We start from the raw sequence: 16,396 nt of genomic DNA, 5'->3' as shown, positions 1-16,396 counted from the left end.
GCTCAGCCCCAGGTCGCCGAGTAATGACTGCGATAGGCCTTGCGGTCCTGTTCCGCGCGGATGTACCGCGTGGCCACCAGGGCCACAAGGCTCCCCGCGACGATCAGCAGCCCCGGGCCCGTGTTCCGCGGGTCCGTCAGCCTCGACAGCAATGTCGAGGCCTGTTCCCCGCCCACCGGAGCCGACGACCCCGGTGAGGCGTCCTCGGGAGCGACGGCGCTCTGCGGGGCCGAGGCAGACGGCGCCGGTACGGCAGCACCGGCCGGCGCCACCAGCCGCACACCGAGCTCCTCGAGCGCCTTCGTCACCGGCTGGAAGAACGTCGTACCGCCCACCCGGCAGTCTCCGCTGCCGCCCGAGGTGACGCCGAGCGCGATCCCCTCGGAGAACAACGGGCCCCCGCTGTCGCCGGGTTCGGCGCACACATCCGTCTCGATCAGCCCGCTCACGCTGCCCTCGGGGTAGTTGACCGTCACATCGAGTGCGCGGACGACACCGTCGTGCAGCCCGCTGGTGCTGCCACTGCGGAACACCCGCTGCCCTACGGCGGGATCGGCCGCGGCGGTGATCCGTACGCCCCGCCCGCCGCCGAGGTCCACCACGTCGGCGCCGTCGCCGGCCCGGCCGCCCGTGTAGCTCACCAGCGAGAAGTCGGCCCCCGGGAAGCTGCCCCGCACGGTCCGGCCCACCTCGCGGCCGGCTCGGGAGTCGGCGAACCACACCGAGCCGGCCGGCCCGCAGTGGCCTGCGGTCAGGATGAAGTCCGAGCGGCCGTCGGTGACGTTGAAGCCCGCCGAACAGCGGCCCCCGGTCGAGAGGATCGGCCGCGCCCCGTTCAGACGCGTGGCGAAGGTGCCCTGCGTGCGCTCCATGCGCACCGGGGCGTCCAGATCGTGCGCAAGACCGGCGAGCCGGGCCCAGTCCGTCGCGGAGACCGTGCGGTCGGCCCGGAGCACCACCTCGTTGGACCGGTAGTCCACGGCCCAGGCTGTGCCCGGCACCCGCGGCGCCGCGCGCAGGGCCGTGGTGGCGGACCGCAGCTCGCCCAGGCTGTGCGGGACCACCTTGGGAGTGGCCCCCGCGCGGCGCACCTCGGCGGCCGCCCCCGGGTCGGTGACCGCGACGACCGGCCGCCCGTCGGCGCCGATCCAGCTGCCGGCCGTACGTGTCTCGCCCAGCCGGGCCACCAGGGCCGCGCCGGGCGACACGGCCGCCGACGCGCTCCCGCGCGGCGCGGTCGGCGGGCCGGACGGCTCGTCCGCCACCGCGCGGCCGACCATGGTGCCTCCCAGGAGGAGACCGCCGACGGCCGCGAGCCGTGTCACCCGGCGGACGATCCGTCGTCGTGCGTGCCCCATGCATGGCTCCCGAACTCAAGGACGCGGCACCGTGACCGCGGGGCGCTCCCGCAGTCGAGCGCCCACCGTCCATACGCACCGGGCCGCCGGGGCGTTCAGTCACGCCTTGCGGGCCACCCCGCCGAACATCGCGACCTCCTCCGGCTCCGCGCCGTTGGTGTGCTCGGGGCGCCAGCGCGAGCAGGACACCACGCCCGGCTCCAGCAGGTCGAGGCCGTCGAAGAAGCGGGCCACGGCCTCGGGGGTGCGCTGGGTGAGCTTCGGGGTGCCGTGCTCGTTCCAGAACTTCACGGCCTCGTCCACGTCCGGCATCGCCGGGTGGGTGACGGTGTGCGACAGCACCAGGTGGCTGCCCGCGGGCAGCGCGTCCATCAGCCGGCGCACCAGGGCGTACGGGTCCTCGTCGTCGCCGATGAAGATGACCACGCCGAGCAGGATCAGCGCGACCGGACGGCTGAAGTCCAGTGTCTTCGCCGCGTGTTCGAGGATCGCGTCCACATTGCGCAGGTCCTCGTCGAGGTAGTCGGTGCGGCCTTCCTCGGTGCTGGTGAGCAGGGCGCGGGCATGGGCCAGGACCAGCGGGTCGTTGTCGACGTAGACGATCCGCGCGTCCGGGGCGTGCCGCTGGGCCACCTCGTGGGTGTTGTCCGCGGTGGGCAGGCCGGTGCCGATGTCCAGGAACTGGCGTATGCCCACCTCGCCGACCAGATGCCGCACGGCCCGGCCCAGGAACAGCCGGTCGGCACGGGCGTACTCGCCGATGCCCGGGTGCAGTTGGCGGATCTGGTCACCGGCGGCGCGGTCGACCTCGTAGTTGTCCTTGCCGCCCAGCCAGTAGTTCCAGATGCGGGCGGTGTGCGGCTGGGTGGTGACGATACGGGCGCGCAGCGCCTCCGCGGTCGGTTCGGCGGCCGGCGGGTTCTCGGTCACGGGATCAGCTCCTGGTTGCCGGGTCGTTCGGGGTGGCAACGAGCAATCTAGACCGCCGAGTTGATCTCCGCCGCCCGAGCGGCGATTTCCACGGCCCTTCGCTCGCGGCGACACCCCTAGACTGCGGGTCATGGACACCACCGCACTGGACCGGCTCGCCGAGGGCAAGTACCTGTTGATCACCAGTTATCGCAGGAACGGTACGCCGGTCGCCACGCCGGTGTGGGTCGTGCGGGACGCGGACGCGCTGGGGGTCTGGACGGCCGCCGACTCCTACAAGGTCAAGCGCATCCGCCACCGCGCCGATGTGCTGGTCGGCCCCTGTGACCTGCGGGGCAACCCCACGGGGGAGCAGGTGCCCGGGAAGGCGGAGATCTGCGACGAGGCGACCAGCGCCCGCTACCGTGCGCTCGTCGCGCGCAAGTACGGCGTTCTCGGCCGGCTCACTCTCCTCGGCAGCAGGCTGCGGCGCGGCACCCGGGGAACCGTCGGGATCCGGGTGGCGCTCACCTCCGGCTGAGGGTCCCGCGGCTCAGGTCCAGGCGCGGTACGGCTCGTCGACCAGCTGGAAGACGGGCTCGCCGCGGACCGGGTCCTTGGCCGTGGACAGCCGTACCCGGTCGCCGCTGTGGATGCCGATCGGCGGGCCCATCACACGGCCGCGGATCACAAAGCCCTCCGCCATCTCGATCAGCGACACATTGCGCGCGGCAGGGGTGTTGCGGTGCACCACCGTGGAGTGGCGGACCGTGCCCACGCCCTCGCTGCGCTCGGTGCGCAGGTCGCTGCCCTGGCAGACCGGACACAGCAGCCGGTGGTACATCGCCGTGCCGCACCACGTGCAGCGCTGGAAAAGGATGGTCTCGGGCGAGGCCTCCGCGACACGGCCGACGGGCCGATGGTCGAGGACGCCCGTCGCGGAGCCGGTTGCCTGCTGAGCGACGCTTCCTGAGTGGTGGTACACGCTGCAACTCCCTGCGCTCGGCCGGAATCCCGCGCGCGGCAGGCCGCGCACGTCCGTGCGCGGCGGGCCGTGCCACCGTGCACACCGTCAGCGTATGGCACTCAGTGCCACCCGTAAAGGCACTGCGTACCCCCAATTTTCGGCCGACCGCCGCGTCGGCCCCGCCCGGCCGGGTGGTCAGTCGCGGGCCAGCGTCGTCTCGATCTCTTGCACCACCCGCCACAGCGGAGCCCCGCGCCGCGACACGACCACCACCACGTCGTCCTCGGGCCGGTCCGCGACCGGCGGGACCGACCCCGTGCCGAACGCGGACTGCACCAGCCCGAGGGCGTGGTCGACGGCGGCCTCGGCATCGCCCTCCCCGGCCGAACGCAGCCAGAACCGCAGCGCGTTGTTGTGCGCCGCGACCACCGCGGCCGCGACGACATCGGCCCGCAGCGTCCCGTCCCGCCGGTCCCGCAGCCGCCGCCGCAGATAGTCGGCGAGGGCCCGCTCGTAGCGCCACACCACCGACAGCTCGTACGCCCGCAGGCCCGGCACCTGCTTGGTGAGCCGGTAGCGCTGCACGGAGAAGTCCGGGTTCTCGGCGTACATCCGCAGCACCAGCCGGGCCGCGTCGCACACCCGGCGCACCGGCTCCTCGGTGTCGTCACCCGAGGCCAGGAAGGCCGTCATGTCGGTCAGACACCGCTCGTGGTCGGGGAAGACCACGTCCTCCTTGGAGGGGAAGTAGCGGAAGAAGGACCGCCGGCCCACCCCGGCGAGCGCCACGATGTCGTCCACGGTCGTCTGCTCGTAGCCGCGCTCCAGGAAGAGCCGGAAGGCCGCCGCGACCAGGGCGTCCCGCATGGGCGGCTTCACTGCCGTGTCGGACTTCTCGTCGCGCCGGGGCGCCGTACCGCTGGAGCTCATGGACGAAGGGTATGGCACTCAGTGCGCTCGGAACAGGGAACTGAGTGCCCTCCACTCCGGCCACCTGCGTGAACACCGACAGGGCCGCCCGCGTAGCCTGACCGGGCCCGGTGACCGGCCCGGGCGCGCATCACCGAGGAGACCTCCATGCCCGAGGCACGGCCCCGCCTGCTGTACGTCACCGACCTGGCCTACGAGGCGCGCGGGCGGCGCTACTGCGACGAGGACATCCGGCTCACCTCCCGGCTGCGCGAGGACTTCGACCTGGCGCTGTGCCATCCGCGTGACGCGGCCGCCCTGATGGGCCGCTTCGACGCGGTCGTCGTCCGCAACAGCGGCCCGGTCCTGGAGTACCGGGCCGCCTACGACGACTTCCGCGAGCGCGCCCTGCGCGACGGGGTGCGGGTCTACAACCCCCTCACCGGGAAGGCCGACATGGCGGGCAAGCAGTACCTGCTGGACCTCACCGCGGCCGGGCACCCGGTGATCCCCACCGTCGACCGCGCGGCGGACCTCGACCGGCTGCCGCCCGCGGAGCGGTACGTGGTCAAGCCCAGGCTCGGCGCCGACTCCATAGGCCTGCGGATCGTGTCCGCCGGCGAACTGGGCGGCCTCGACCTGTCCTGCGGCAGCGTCCTGGTGCAGCCGCACATCGACTTCGCCTACGAGGTGTCCTTCTACTTCGTCGACCACGACTTCCAGTACGCCCTGCACGCTCCCGACCCCGACCGGCGCTGGGAGCTGAAGCCGTACGAGCCCACCGCCGAGGACCTGGAGTTCGCGCGCGGTTTCATCGCCTGGAACGGCCTGGAGCACGGCATCCAGCGGGTGGACGCCTGCCGGGCGCCCGGCGGTGAGCTGCTGCTGGTGGAGCTGGAGGACCTCAACCCCTATCTCTCCCTGGAGGCCCTCCCGCGAGAGCGCCAGGACGCGTTCGTGACGGCGATGTCCGCGTCCCTGCGCCGCTTCCTGGGCGCCTGAGAGTCCGTCACTCCACCCCGCGTAGAGCGGTCACGCGCCGGACTCACCCCGCGTCGAGCGGTCACGCCCCGGACTCCACGCGGGCCACCGCCGCGGCGACCTCCTGCTGCACGGCCTCGGGCGGGGGCTCGCCCTGGACGGCCTCCACCAGGTGCTCGGCGAGCCGGTGCAGCTTGGTGTTGGTGTTCTGCGAGCTGTGCACCAGCACCTCCCAGGCCTGGTCCGGGCTCAGTCCGAAGGTCGCCATCAGGACCCCGCGGGCCAGGTCGATGGTCGGCCGGGTACGCATCGCCCGGCGCAACTGCACCACCTCGACGCCCAGGTCGGGCCCGCCGTCGTGCTCGGCGTCGGACGCGAACAGCGGTTGGGTCCCGGTCAGTTCGAACAGCCGCTCCACCACGGGCCCGGCCGCCCGGACGGTGATGGTCTTGCCGTCGGCCAGGGCCTGCCTGCGCACCCGTAGCAGGGCGTTGAGACCGGAGCAGTCGCAGAAGCCCACGCCGCTCAGGTCCAGATCCAGGCCCGACACCGAGTGCTCCAGGGCCTGGTACAGACGGTCCTTGAATTCGTGGTCGACTTCCAGGCACAACTCGCCGCGTACCTCGACCACCACACGGTCACCGTCGGCACGACTGTCGACGGTGAGCTGTTCAGGCCGGTGTTCGGGGGGCGAGTCCTCCGCTCCTGCCCCGGCCTCGACCATGTCGCCGGCTGAGGACGCCGAATACGCGGGCTCCGGCATTGCGGCCTCTCCCTCGGGCTCGTACTCCGCTGCGGACTCCTGCCTTCCTCTACCCTTCAAGGCTGGACCGGACAGGGGGATACGTCAAGGGATACATGAAATCTATTTCGCGCTTTGGTTTGCGGGAATGATTGGTCGTATGCTGTCGGCATGGGTGGAGTGCCTGAGCCGCATACAGGATGGACGTTTCTCACCAATCACGCCCGCGTGCTGGCCGCCATTGCCGATGATCACAACGCCAGAATCCGTGACATCGCGGCCTACTGCCGGCTCACCGAGCGCGCCGTGCAGAAGATCATCGCGGACCTGGAAGAGGCCGGGTATCTCTCGCACCGGCGGGAAGGGCGGGGCAACACCTATCGGATCGAGCCGGGGATGGTGCTGCGCCATCCGGCCGAGGCCGGTCTGACGGTGGCGGCGCTGCTCTCGCTGCTCGTGCAGGACGAGGCCGACCGCTCGGGACGCCCCGTGGATCCGGGCATGGCTCCGGCCGACTTCTGAGCGGGGCGTGAGCCGGCCGAGTGTGCCGGCGTGTGCGTGAGGCCTGTCGCCAGGCCTGAGGTGTACCGGACCGTCAGCGTGTCGCCGTGCGGTCCGCGAGTGCCTCGCTGACGGCGCGGACGCTGCGCGCGATGTGCTGCAGCTGCATGACCTCGGCGGCGTACATCTTGATGGTGTGTTCGATGACCGACTCCGGCATGCCCAGGCGCGGCAGGTCGGCGCGGGCCGTCTGCAGGGCGGTGCGGGCGACCCGGATCTCCTGCTGGACCTGGATCTGCGCGTGGCGGGCCAGCAGCACGGGGTGACGCATCAGCGCCGGGTAGCTGGCGTACCGCGCCGGTACCAGTTCGCGCAGCCACTTCGCGGCCGAGCGCTCCCAGTCGTAGCTGCCGGGCGTCTTGACCTGGCAGGGCCAGTCCGGGCTTGTGCGCATGGTCGTCAGGGGCATGATCATCGCTTCCGGGTCGTGCGGCGTCGTGGGGACCTCGACGGGTTCGTGGGCGGCCCCGGCCTAGGGGATGACCGGGGCCGCCCACGGGGGCTCGCGCAGGCGATGCCCGACCGAACAGCCCGGGGGTCGTCGCGGGTAGGGAGACGACGGCCCGGGCGTCCGCTGCAGTATTTATATATACCGCCGGGTATGCAATACGCATGAAAAAATTCATGCCGGGTTTGGGTGTGAACAGCCCTCAAAGCGCCAAGAGTGACCCTCAGTCCTTGAGGAAGAATTGATGTTGCTCGGAGATCTGCTCGTACTCCTCCAGCCGCGCGTGCGTCCGCTCCGGGTCCGCGTCCGTCATGGCCTGGAGCAGCGCGGCGGCCATCAGGCCGGGGGCCGCGTAGGAGTCGAACACCAGCCGTGAGCCGGTCCCGGTGGCGAAGGTGACGTCCGCCTCGTCGGCCAGCGGTCCCAGCGCCAGGTCCGTGATCAGCGCCACCCGCAGCCCCGCCTGGCGGGCCACCCGGATCGCCGACAGCGTCTCCTGCGCGTGCCGCGGCAGGGAGAACGCCAGCACCCAGGTGCCGCCCGCCTCACGCGACTGCAGCAGCGCGTCGTAGGCGACACTGCCGCCGAGCGTGACCAGCCGTACGTCGGGGTGGATGCGGCGCGCGGCGTAGGCGAAGTACTCGGCGAGCGAGGCGGAGATGCGCAGGCCGAGGACCGTCAGCGGGGTCGACTCCGAGAGCTTGCGGCCGGTGTCGATGACCTGCGCGGGGTCGGCGAAGTCGCGGCGGAGGTTCTCCAGGTTCTCGATCTCGGCGTCGACCGCGGACTGCAGTTCGTTGCCGCTCTCCTCCGAGACGCCGGTCCCGCCGATGGTGCCCAGGGCGATCGTCTGCAGCCGCTCGCGCAGTGCCGGGTAGCCGCTGAAGCCGACCGCGGCGGCGAACCGCGTGACCGAGGGCTGGCTGACCCCCACCCGGTCGGCGAGGTCGGTGATCGACAGGAACGCGGCCTCGGTGAGGTGGTCGATCAGGTACTGGGCGATACGGCGCTGGCCGGGCGACAGCCGTGGTCGGTCGAAGAGCGTCCTGAGCTGAGAGGCGGGTGCGGCCTCGACCTCCACGACCGCCTTCGGCGAGGTGATCGCGGACGCCTGCGCACGTGCCTGCTGCGGCGATGGCACCGGTGTGCCTCCTTTTTTGCCCACGAACGTTCAACATAGCTCACCGACCGTGCTGACCAGGGCGGCCGCGGTGATCTTCAACGCCTGTAGACCCCGGCGAACCCTGTCCTCAACGCCGGTACACCGTGATCGAATGACCCACGTCCTCCACCGGCCGGCTGCTCGCCAGCAGCTCGGCCAGCCTGCCGCGGGCCTTGGCCGCCGCCGAGTCGGACACCACCAGCAGACCGTGCACCCGGCTCGCGGGCACCCGGCGTGGATCGGCCGCCTCGATGCCGTACGAGGCGGGCACCCCGCTGCCCTTGTACACCAGCCACACCCGCTGCCCCGGCCAGCGCGTCCGCAGCCGTTCCGCCAGCCGCCCCAGGTCCTGGCCCCAGTCGACGTTGGAGTCGTGCAGCCGGTAGCGGGTGTACGCCGGTCCGCCGAACGCCTCGTTGGAGTACGGCAGATAGAAGGGGTACGCCCGCACCGAGCTGACCGCCACGCACAGCGCGAGCCCCGCCGCCGCGGCGGGCGCCCACCGCCACCGGGCCGCGAGCAGCCCGGCCGCGGCCACCGCCAGGAACATCGGCAGGAACACCGCGTACCGCGTGCCGAAGTCCCGCGAGCCCTGCATCGCCGCCAGCAGCAGCACGGCGGCCGGCAGCAGCACGTACGGTGCGGCCGGCCGCAACCGCCGTACCGCCACACACGCCACCGCGCCCGCCGCCCACAGCGCGAGCATGCCCAGCGGCGTCTTCACCAGCAGCGCGGCCGGCAGGTAGTACCACTTCGAGCCGGTGTAGAGGTGCCCGAACAAGAAGCCCTGCCAGGGCCGGTTCTCCAGCGCGAACTGCAGCCGCATCCCGTCGCGGAACGGCTCCGGCAGCGGCAGCAGCCCGACCAGCACCTCGCGCAGCCCCCGCACCTCGGGCACCTGCTCCGGCGCCCACCGCAGCCGCGGGTCCACCGCGAGATACGCCGCCCATACGACGGCCAGTGCGGCCAGCGCCACAACTCCCGCGCCCACGGCCGCACTTGCGGGCGAACCCGGCCGACGACGCCGTACGGACACCACGGCCAGCGCCAGCAGGACCGGCACCGCCGCCAGCGTGTTCATCCGCGTGGCCACCGCCGCCCCGAGCGCCGCGCCTGCGAGCGGCAGATACAGCCCCGGCCGGCGGCGCGCCCGCCAGGCGAGCCAGGCGGAGGCCAGCAGGAACGCGGCCGCGGGCACGTCCAGCGTGGCCAGCGAGCCGTGCGCGATGACATCGGGGGAGAAGGCGTACAGCGTGAGCGCCGTCAACCCGCCCGCCGCGCCGGTGAGTTCACGGGCGAAGGCGAACACCACCAGACCGCACAGCAGCGCCAGCGCGATCACCGGCAGCCGGGCCCACAGCATCACCCGCCACGGGTCGTTGCCCGACTCGTACAGCAGCCGGCGCCCCAGCAGACCCTGGTCGGCGGGCAGCGGCGGTTCCAGACGGGGCTGCGCGAAGGCCACCCCGGCGCCGATCAGCAGCTTGCCCAGCGGCGGGTGTTCGGGGTTCCAGCGCAGGGTGTGCTCACGCCACTGGACCACGGCCGTGCCCACGTAGACCGGTTCGTCGATGGTCGGGGTCTGCCGCAGGGCCGTGGTCACCATCGCCACCGCCATCTGCGCCAGCAGCAGCACCACGGCGAGCACCACCGCCCACCGCCCGAGAACCGTCCGCCGTGCCATGCCCCCACCTTCGCACCGGTCGCCGTACGCGGACCGCAAGCGCCGTACGCGGGTACGGTCCGTGGCGGTGGGCCGTTCAGCTACGGCACCGGCATCGCCGACGCCGGCACCACCAGGTCGGCGCGGTGCCGGGTCCCCGCGACGAGGTCGGCGTTGCGCTGGTCGGTGCCCAGCACCCAGGCGACCGCCTCCTCATGGGCCTTGCCGAACTCCTCGTGCCGGGCGACCAGCCGGGCGATCCGCTCGCTCTCCGCCGGCCCGCAGAACCACACCTCGTCCAGCTCGGCCCGCACCCGCGCCCAGGCGCCCGTCCCCAGCAGCAGGTAGTTGCCCTCCGTCACCACCAGCCGCGCCGACGGCTCCACCGGCACCGCGCCCGCCAGCGGCTGCTCCAGCACCCGCTCGAAACCCGGCGCGTACACCGTGTCCGGGCCGTCCGCCTCCGCCCGCAGCCGGTGCAGCAGGGCCGCGTACCCGGCCGCGTCGAAGGTGTCAGGGGCGCCCTTGCGGTCGCGTCGGCCCAGCCGGTCCAGCTCCACGTCGGCCAGATGGAAGCCGTCCATCGGCACATGCGCCACCCACGGCGCGCCGTCCGCGTTCAGCGCCCGCACCAGATGCCCGGCCAGGGTCGTCTTGCCCGCGCCGGGCGCGCCCGCGATGCCGAGCAGGGCGCGGCGCCGGCCGTCGGTGAGGGCGCGGGCCCGGGCGAGCAGGTCGTCGAAGGTCACAGCCACAGGCAGGAGTGTCTCAGCCCGTCACACGCTGGAGTGTCTCGGTCCGGCCGCTGACATCCGGAAGTACATCCGCTGTGACGCAGGTCGTTCACTTGACGTGGCCGTTCCGGGGAACCATGACTCCCATGACGGATCTCGGTCTGCCCGAAGGCATCCAGGCCTGCCTGTTCGACCTCGACGGCGTCGTCACCAAGACGGCCGCCGTGCACGCGGCCGCCTGGAAGGAGATGTTCGACGCCTTCCTGCGCGAACGCGAGGGCCCGGCCTTCCGGCCGTTCGACGCCGTCGAGGAGTACGACGAGTACGTCGACGGACGCCCCCGCGCCGACGGCGTCCGCACCTTCCTCGCCGCACGCGGCATCGAACTGCCCGAGGGCACACCCGACGATCCACCGGACGCCGTCACCGTGCACGGCCTCGGCAACCGCAAGAACGTGCTGCTGCTGGAGAAGATCCGCACCGGCGGCGTCGAGGCCTACGACGGCACCCTGCGCTACATCGAGGCGGCCCGCGCCGCGGGCCTGCGCACCGCGATCGTGTCCTCCAGCGCCAACTGCCGTGACGTGCTGCGCGCGATCGGCGCCGAGCACCTGTTCGACGTCCGGGTCGACGGGGTCGTGGCCGCCGAACGCGGGCTGCCCGGCAAGCCCCACCCCGACACCTTCCTCGCCGCCGCCCGCGACCTGGGCCTGGAGGCGAAGCAGGCGGCGGTGTTCGAGGACGCGCTGGCCGGCATGGACGCCGGCCGCTCCGGCGACTTCGGCTATGTCGTCGGCATCGACCGCGTCGGCCAGACCGACGCCCTGTACAAGCACGGCGCGGACGTCGTCGTGCAGGACCTCGCCGAACTGGGAGGCAAGGCGTGATCACCCAACGCTCGTACGCCGTCGAGCCCTGGACCGTCCGCGAGACGTCCCTCGGCCTCGACGTCCTCGCACAGAGCGAGTCCGTGTTCGCGCTGTCCAACGGCCATGTCGGCTGGCGCGGCAACCTCGACGAGGGCGAGCCCCACGGACTGCCCGGCTCCTACCTCAACGGCGTCCACGAGGTGCACCCGCTGCCCTACGCCGAGGCGGGCTACGGCTACCCCGAGTCCGGGCAGACCGTCATCAACGTCACCAACGGCAAGGTCCTGCGGCTCCTCGTCGACGACGAGCCCTTCGACCTGCGCTACGGCCGCCTGGTCGCCCACGAGCGCACCCTGGACCTGCGCCGGGGCATCCTCACCCGGGTCTGCGAGTGGACCTCCCCGGCCGGCTCCACCATCCGGGTGCGCTCCACCCGCCTGGTCTCCCTCACCCAGCGCGCCATCGCCGCCATCTCCTACGAGGTGGAGCCCGTCGACTCCCGCGCCCGGGTGGTGATCCAGTCCGAGCTCGTCGCCAACGAGTCGCTGCCCGGCTCCAACGGCGACCCGCGCGCCGCGATGACCCTGAAGTCGCCGCTGGAGCCGGAGGAGGACTTCGCGTCCGGCACCCGGCTGCGGCTGGTGCACCGCACCCGCAACAGCGGCCTCAGGGTCGCCGTCGCCGCCGACCACATCGTGGCCGGACCCGAGGGCACCACCACCGCCCGGGAGAGCGACGAGGACGTGGCCCGGCTGACCGTCACCTCCGTCCTGGAGCCCGGACAGAGCCTGCGCGTGCAGAAGTTCGTCGCCCACGGCTGGTCCGGCACCCGCTCCCGCCCGGCGATGAGCGACCAGGTCGACGCCGCGCTCGCCGCCGCCCGGCACAGCGGCTGGGAGGGCCTGCTGCAGGAACAGCAGGCGTACCTGGACGACTTCTGGGCCCGCGCCGACGTCGAGGTCGACGGCGACGAGGAGATCCAGCAGGCCGTCCGCTTCGCCCTCTTCCACGTCCTTCAGGCAGGCGCCCGCGCCGAGCAGCGCGCCATCCCCGCCAAGGGCCTGACCGGCTCCGGCTACGACGGGCACGCCTTCTGGGACACCGAGACGTTCGTGCTGCCGCTGCTCACCTACACCTCGCCCGACGCGGTCGCCGAGGCGCTGCGGTGGCGGCAGAACACGCTGCCGGCCGCCCGGGAGCGCGCCGCCCAGCTCGGCCTGCGCGGCGCCGCCTTCCCCTGGCGGACCATCGCCGGCTCGGAGGGCTCGGCCTACTGGCCCGCCGGCACGGCCGCCTTCCATGTCAACGCCGACATCGCCGACGCCGTGGTCCGCTACGTGGACGCCACCGGCGACACCGACTTCGAGCGCGAGACCGGCGTGGAGCTGCTGGTGGAGACGGCCCGGCTGTGGCGCTCGCTCGGCCATCACGACCCGCACGGCGTCTTCCACATCGACGGCGTCACCGGCCCGGACGAGTACAGCGCGGTCGCCGACGACAACACGTACACCAACCTCATGGCCCGCGCGAACCTGCTCGCCGCCGCCGACCTCGTCGCACGCCACCCGAAGCAGGCCGCGCAGCTCGGCGTGGACGACGAGGAGAGCGCCTCCTGGCGGGAGGCCGCCGCGGCCGTGCACATCCCGTACAACCGCGACCTCGGCGTCCACGAGCAGCACGCGGGCTTCACTCGCTACCAGCGCTGGGACTTCGAGAACACCAGCCCCGAGCAGTACCCGCTGCTGCTGAACTTCCCCTACTTCGACCTCTACCGCAAACAGGTCGTCAAGCAGGCCGACCTGGTCCTGGCGATGTACACCTGCCCCGACCACTTCGACGAGGAGCACATCGCCCGCAACTTCGCCTACTACGAGCCGCTCACCGTCCGCGACTCCTCCCTGTCGGCCTGCTGCCAGGCCGTCATCGCCGCCCAGGCGGGCCATCTCAAGCTCGCCTACGACTACACCACCGAAGCGGCGCTGATGGACCTCCAGGACCTGGAGCACAACACCCGCGACGGGCTGCACATCGCCTCCCTCGCCGGCACCTGGATGGCGCTGGTCGCCGGGTTCGGCGGCATGCGCCGGGACGCCGACGGGATGCGGTTCGCGCCCCGCCTGCCGGAGACGCTCAGCCGTCTGGCCTTCTCCCTCCAGCTCCTCGGTCGCCGGCTGCGCGTGGAGATCACCCAGGAAAAGGCGACCTACACCCTGCTGTCCGGGGAGCCGCTGCGCATCCGCCACCACGGCGAGGTCCTCACCGTCGGCAGCGACGGACCCGCGGTGCGCGCGGTCCCCGCACCCGTCGACCTCCCCGCCCCGGAGCAGCCCCGGCACCGCCGCCCCGACCATCACTGACCGCCCCTCAAAAGGCCCCGCGGACCCGCCCCACCGGGATCGCGGGGCCTTCGCATGGCTGGATTCCATCGGTCAGTTGGCCGTACGGCATTCTGCAGGGGCTCGGACGGTGGGTTACTTTTTGCTTGTTTTCCCACATCAGTCCGAACAGCGATGAGCCGTGTGCACCATCGGGGAGGGGCCGACCGATGGCCGACACCGCGAGCGCGACCCGCGCGACCCGCACCGAAACCCTGCGTCTGGCGAGACCGAGCGCGACCGCACTGGTCGCGGGCGTCTTCGTCCTGGTCCAACTCCTGCTCGTCCCACCCCGTATGGGCCTCGGCTGGGACGAGATCGTCTACGTCAGCCAGGTCGGCGACCACGCGCCCGCGGCCTTCTTCAGCGCACCCCGCGCCCGCGGTGTGACCCTGCTGGCCGCGCCCGTCGCGTCCTGGACGTCGTCCACCACCCTGCTGCGGATCTACTTCACGCTCCTCGCCGCACTCGGGCTGTATCTGGCCCTGCGCGCCTGGCGGGGCCTGTTCCCCGAGCGTGTCCTGGCCGCCGCGGGCGCCCTGTTCGCCTCCCTGTGGGTGACCGTCTTCTACGGCCCGCAGGCCATGCCCAACTACTGGGTCGCGATCGGCGCCCTGGTCTGCGCCGGCTGCGTGCTGCGGGTCCGCGCCGGTCAGGGCGACCGCGCCGCGCTGTGGGGTGTCGCGGGAAGTGCCGCCCTGATGGCACTGATGCGGCCCACGGACGCCGTCTGGGTGACCCTGCCACTCCTCGTTCTCGTCCTGGCGGTACGTCACCGGCGGCTGCTCGCCGCGCTCCTCGGCGGCCTCGCGGCCGGCGCCGCCGAGTGGGTGATCGAGGCGTACGTCAGCTACGGCGGACTCACCGAGCGCCTCGACGAGGCGTCCCGCATCCAGGGCGGCCTCGGCTGGAACATCGCCATCGGCGACCAGCTGCGCAGCCTCACCGGGCGCGCCCTGTGCCGGCCCTGCACCGGCGACCTCCCCAACCCGGTCATCGTCCTGTGGTGGTTCACGCTGCCCGTGCTGGCCGGGCTCGGCCTGTGGCTCGCCGTCCGCGCCCGCCGCACCGAACGCACCCTCGTGCCGGTGGCCTGCGCCCTCACCGCGGGCATCCCGTACCTGTTCCTGATCGGCTACGCGGCACCCCGCTTCCTGCTGCCCTTCTACGCCCTGCTGGCGATCCCCGTCGCCGACGCGCTGTGGCATCTGGTGCGCCGGCCCGGCGGCGCCTGGCGGCCGGTCGCCGCGACGCTGGTCGCCGCCGCGCTCGCCGGACACCTGGCCGTGCAGGGCGCCGTGCTCCACAGCGTGGTCGGGCGTACCGTCGACGCCCGCGGGGACTGGGCCCGCACCGCGGACGAACTGCACCGGCTCGGCGTCCAGCCACCGTGTCTGATCACCGGCTTCGAGTCCATTCCGCTCGGCTACTACACCGGCTGCGCCTCGGGCAACACCATCGGCCACAACGCCAACACCACCAAGGCGGCCATCCTCGAGGAGAGCCGCCGTCATCCCGTCGCCACGATCGCCCGGACCGGCAGCACCCCGCCCCGCTACGCCCGCTCCTGGCCCCGTCACGGCTTCGCCGGGTTCGACCTGTACGTGGCTCCGACGGCCCAGGAGGGAGGAGACGGTTGAGCGGGAAAACCGTATGAGAGGACGGACATACGCAGTCGGCGCCTCGGTGGACCGGAAAGGTTGAGCCGTATGACGACGCAGGAGTGCACCACCGCCACGACCGACAGCGTCACCGCGGCGGCCCCCGTCCGCAGACGCGCCTACTGGCACACCGCCGGTTCCCTCGCCGTCGTCCTGACCGCCGGCTTCCTCGCCCACCACCACTGGCCCGTCCTGCGCAGCGGCGCGGCACGGCTGGCCGTCGCCGACCAGGGCTGGCTGCTGGTGGGCGCGGCGGCGACCCTGCTGACCTGGGCGTGCTCGGCTCTCGCCCAGCAGGGCGCGGTCGCCGAGGCGCTGCCCGCCGGACGGCTGGTGGCCGTGCAGATCGCCGCGTCGGCCGCCAACCATGTGCTGCCCGCCGGTGTCGGGGCCGGCGCCGTCAACATGCGCTTCCTGATGCGCCGCGGCGTCCCGGCCGCACGCGCGGCGACCGCGCTCGGGGTGAAGGCCGCCGCGAGCGCGCTGGTGCGGGGCGCCCTGATCGCCGTACTGGCCCTCGCCTGTCCGGGCGTGCTCCAGATGCCGCGCATCCCGCCGGTGGGCCTGACGGTGCCGCTCGCGGTGGCCGTCGTGGTGGCGCTGCTGCTGCGCACGCCGCTCGGGCCGCGCTGCCGTGGGGCGCTCGCCGCGGTGCGCGCCGATATCCGCCGGGTGCACACCCGGCCCGCCCGGGCCGCGGCCCTGTGGGGCGGCTCGCTGGCCTTCGCGCTGCTGCACGCGGTGGTGCTGATCGCGGTCACCCAGGCCATCGCCCTGCCGCTGCCGCCGGCCCGGGTCGCGCTGCTGTATCTCGCCGCGAGCAGCGCGGCCGCCCTGCTGCCCACGCCCGGCGGGCTCGGCTCCCTGGACGCCGTGCTCGCCATCGCCCTCACCGCGGCCGGGGCACCGACCGCCGCGGCCGCCTCCGCCGTGCTGGGCTACCGGCTGCTGACGGTCTGGCTGCCGCTGGTCCCGGGCCTGCTGGTGCTGGGGGTGCTGCTGCGGCGCCGGGCACTGTGAGCCGTGACGGAGTTTCCCGCGCGCCCGCGCCAGGTAG

The 16,396-nt window shown here is 72.8% G+C and carries 16 protein-coding genes; 7 read left to right on the top strand and 9 right to left on the bottom strand.

What is annotated here, in order from left to right; translation table 11 throughout:
• Nucleotides 1-2 precede the first annotated feature (2 nt).
• Both ACIQ6Y_RS00670 and ACIQ6Y_RS00665 read right to left on the bottom strand, forming a co-directional pair.
• Nucleotides 3-1,358 (bottom strand): S1 family peptidase, encoded by a 1,356-nt coding sequence (locus tag ACIQ6Y_RS00670; RefSeq protein WP_404030842.1) that lies wholly within the window; start codon nt 1,356-1,358, stop codon nt 3-5.
• Nucleotides 1,359-1,457: 99 nt separating this feature from the next.
• Complete coding sequence (locus ACIQ6Y_RS00665) at nt 1,458-2,288, bottom strand: SAM-dependent methyltransferase (protein WP_404030839.1); 831 nt, start codon at nt 2,286-2,288, stop codon at nt 1,458-1,460.
• Between the two features lie 130 nt (nt 2,289-2,418).
• On the opposite strand from ACIQ6Y_RS00665, the gene ACIQ6Y_RS00660 reads away from it, so the two are divergent.
• Nucleotides 2,419-2,808, top strand: coding sequence for a PPOX class F420-dependent oxidoreductase (locus ACIQ6Y_RS00660; RefSeq protein ID WP_404030836.1), 390 nt, complete (start codon nt 2,419-2,421; stop codon nt 2,806-2,808).
• A gap of 12 nt (nt 2,809-2,820) precedes the next feature.
• On the opposite strand, the gene ACIQ6Y_RS00655 is transcribed toward ACIQ6Y_RS00660, so the two are convergent.
• Nucleotides 2,821-3,252, bottom strand: a complete 432-nt coding sequence (locus ACIQ6Y_RS00655) for a Zn-ribbon domain-containing OB-fold protein (protein ID WP_404030833.1) — start codon at nt 3,250-3,252, stop codon at nt 2,821-2,823.
• A 177-nt stretch (nt 3,253-3,429) separates the two neighbouring features.
• Nucleotides 3,430-4,164 carry a TetR family transcriptional regulator gene (locus ACIQ6Y_RS00650; protein WP_404030831.1) on the bottom strand — a complete coding sequence of 245 codons (735 nt, stop codon included), beginning with the start codon at nt 4,162-4,164 and terminating at the stop codon, nt 3,430-3,432.
• A gap of 147 nt (nt 4,165-4,311) precedes the next feature.
• Between ACIQ6Y_RS00650 and ACIQ6Y_RS00645 the strand changes: the two genes are divergently transcribed.
• Complete coding sequence (locus ACIQ6Y_RS00645) at nt 4,312-5,145, top strand: hypothetical protein (RefSeq protein ID WP_404030828.1); 834 nt, start codon at nt 4,312-4,314, stop codon at nt 5,143-5,145.
• Between the two features lie 61 nt (nt 5,146-5,206).
• Here ACIQ6Y_RS00645 and ACIQ6Y_RS00640 read toward each other — a convergent pair whose 3' ends face one another.
• The gene (locus ACIQ6Y_RS00640) at nt 5,207-5,887 is read right to left on the bottom strand and encodes an ANTAR domain-containing protein (protein WP_404030825.1); all 681 of its coding nucleotides are present in this window, start codon (nt 5,885-5,887) and stop codon (nt 5,207-5,209) included.
• Nucleotides 5,888-6,037: 150 nt separating this feature from the next.
• On the opposite strand from ACIQ6Y_RS00640, the gene ACIQ6Y_RS00635 reads away from it, so the two are divergent.
• Nucleotides 6,038-6,388, top strand: a complete 351-nt coding sequence (locus tag ACIQ6Y_RS00635) for a helix-turn-helix transcriptional regulator (protein WP_404030822.1) — start codon at nt 6,038-6,040, stop codon at nt 6,386-6,388.
• A gap of 73 nt (nt 6,389-6,461) precedes the next feature.
• Here the strand turns inward: ACIQ6Y_RS00635 and ACIQ6Y_RS00630 are convergent, their stop codons facing one another.
• The 4 genes from ACIQ6Y_RS00630 to ACIQ6Y_RS00615 all read right to left on the bottom strand — a co-directional run bounded on the left by ACIQ6Y_RS00630 (nt 6,462) and on the right by ACIQ6Y_RS00615 (nt 10,455).
• Nucleotides 6,462-6,842, bottom strand: a complete 381-nt coding sequence (locus tag ACIQ6Y_RS00630; RefSeq protein ID WP_404030819.1) for a hypothetical protein — start codon at nt 6,840-6,842, stop codon at nt 6,462-6,464.
• Between the two features lie 256 nt (nt 6,843-7,098).
• Nucleotides 7,099-8,016: a MurR/RpiR family transcriptional regulator gene (locus ACIQ6Y_RS00625; RefSeq protein WP_404030816.1), complete on the bottom strand. Its 918-nt coding sequence runs from the start codon at nt 8,014-8,016 to the stop codon at nt 7,099-7,101.
• 109 nt (nt 8,017-8,125) lie between these two features.
• A complete protein-coding gene (locus ACIQ6Y_RS00620; protein ID WP_404030814.1) occupies nt 8,126-9,721 on the bottom strand; it encodes a glycosyltransferase family 39 protein in 1,596 nt (531 codons plus the stop codon).
• Between the two features lie 80 nt (nt 9,722-9,801).
• Nucleotides 9,802-10,455 (bottom strand): nucleoside/nucleotide kinase family protein, encoded by a 654-nt coding sequence (locus ACIQ6Y_RS00615; protein WP_404030811.1) that lies wholly within the window; start codon nt 10,453-10,455, stop codon nt 9,802-9,804.
• 125 nt (nt 10,456-10,580) lie between these two features.
• Between ACIQ6Y_RS00615 and ACIQ6Y_RS00610 the strand changes: the two genes are divergently transcribed.
• The 4 genes from ACIQ6Y_RS00610 to ACIQ6Y_RS00595 all read left to right on the top strand — a co-directional run bounded on the left by ACIQ6Y_RS00610 (nt 10,581) and on the right by ACIQ6Y_RS00595 (nt 16,359).
• On the top strand, nt 10,581-11,321 hold the full coding sequence (locus ACIQ6Y_RS00610) for a beta-phosphoglucomutase family hydrolase (RefSeq protein ID WP_404030808.1): 741 nt from the start codon (nt 10,581-10,583) through the stop codon (nt 11,319-11,321).
• Nucleotides 11,318-13,660, top strand: a complete 2,343-nt coding sequence (locus tag ACIQ6Y_RS00605) for a glycoside hydrolase family 65 protein (RefSeq protein WP_404030805.1) — start codon at nt 11,318-11,320, stop codon at nt 13,658-13,660. The genes ACIQ6Y_RS00610 and ACIQ6Y_RS00605 overlap by 4 nt, the downstream gene beginning before the upstream one ends.
• 188 nt (nt 13,661-13,848) lie before the next feature.
• Nucleotides 13,849-15,318, top strand: a complete 1,470-nt coding sequence (locus tag ACIQ6Y_RS00600) for a hypothetical protein (RefSeq protein ID WP_404030802.1) — start codon at nt 13,849-13,851, stop codon at nt 15,316-15,318.
• A gap of 69 nt (nt 15,319-15,387) precedes the next feature.
• On the top strand, nt 15,388-16,359 hold the full coding sequence (locus tag ACIQ6Y_RS00595; protein WP_404030800.1) for a YbhN family protein: 972 nt from the start codon (nt 15,388-15,390) through the stop codon (nt 16,357-16,359).
• Nucleotides 16,360-16,396 lie beyond the last annotated feature (37 nt).

Origin of the sequence: Streptomyces sp. NPDC096205 (genome assembly GCF_044763135.1) — a bacterium.
Lineage (GTDB): Bacteria > Actinomycetota > Actinomycetes > Streptomycetales > Streptomycetaceae > Streptomyces.
This window is presented reverse-complemented; position numbering and strand designations above follow the sequence as displayed.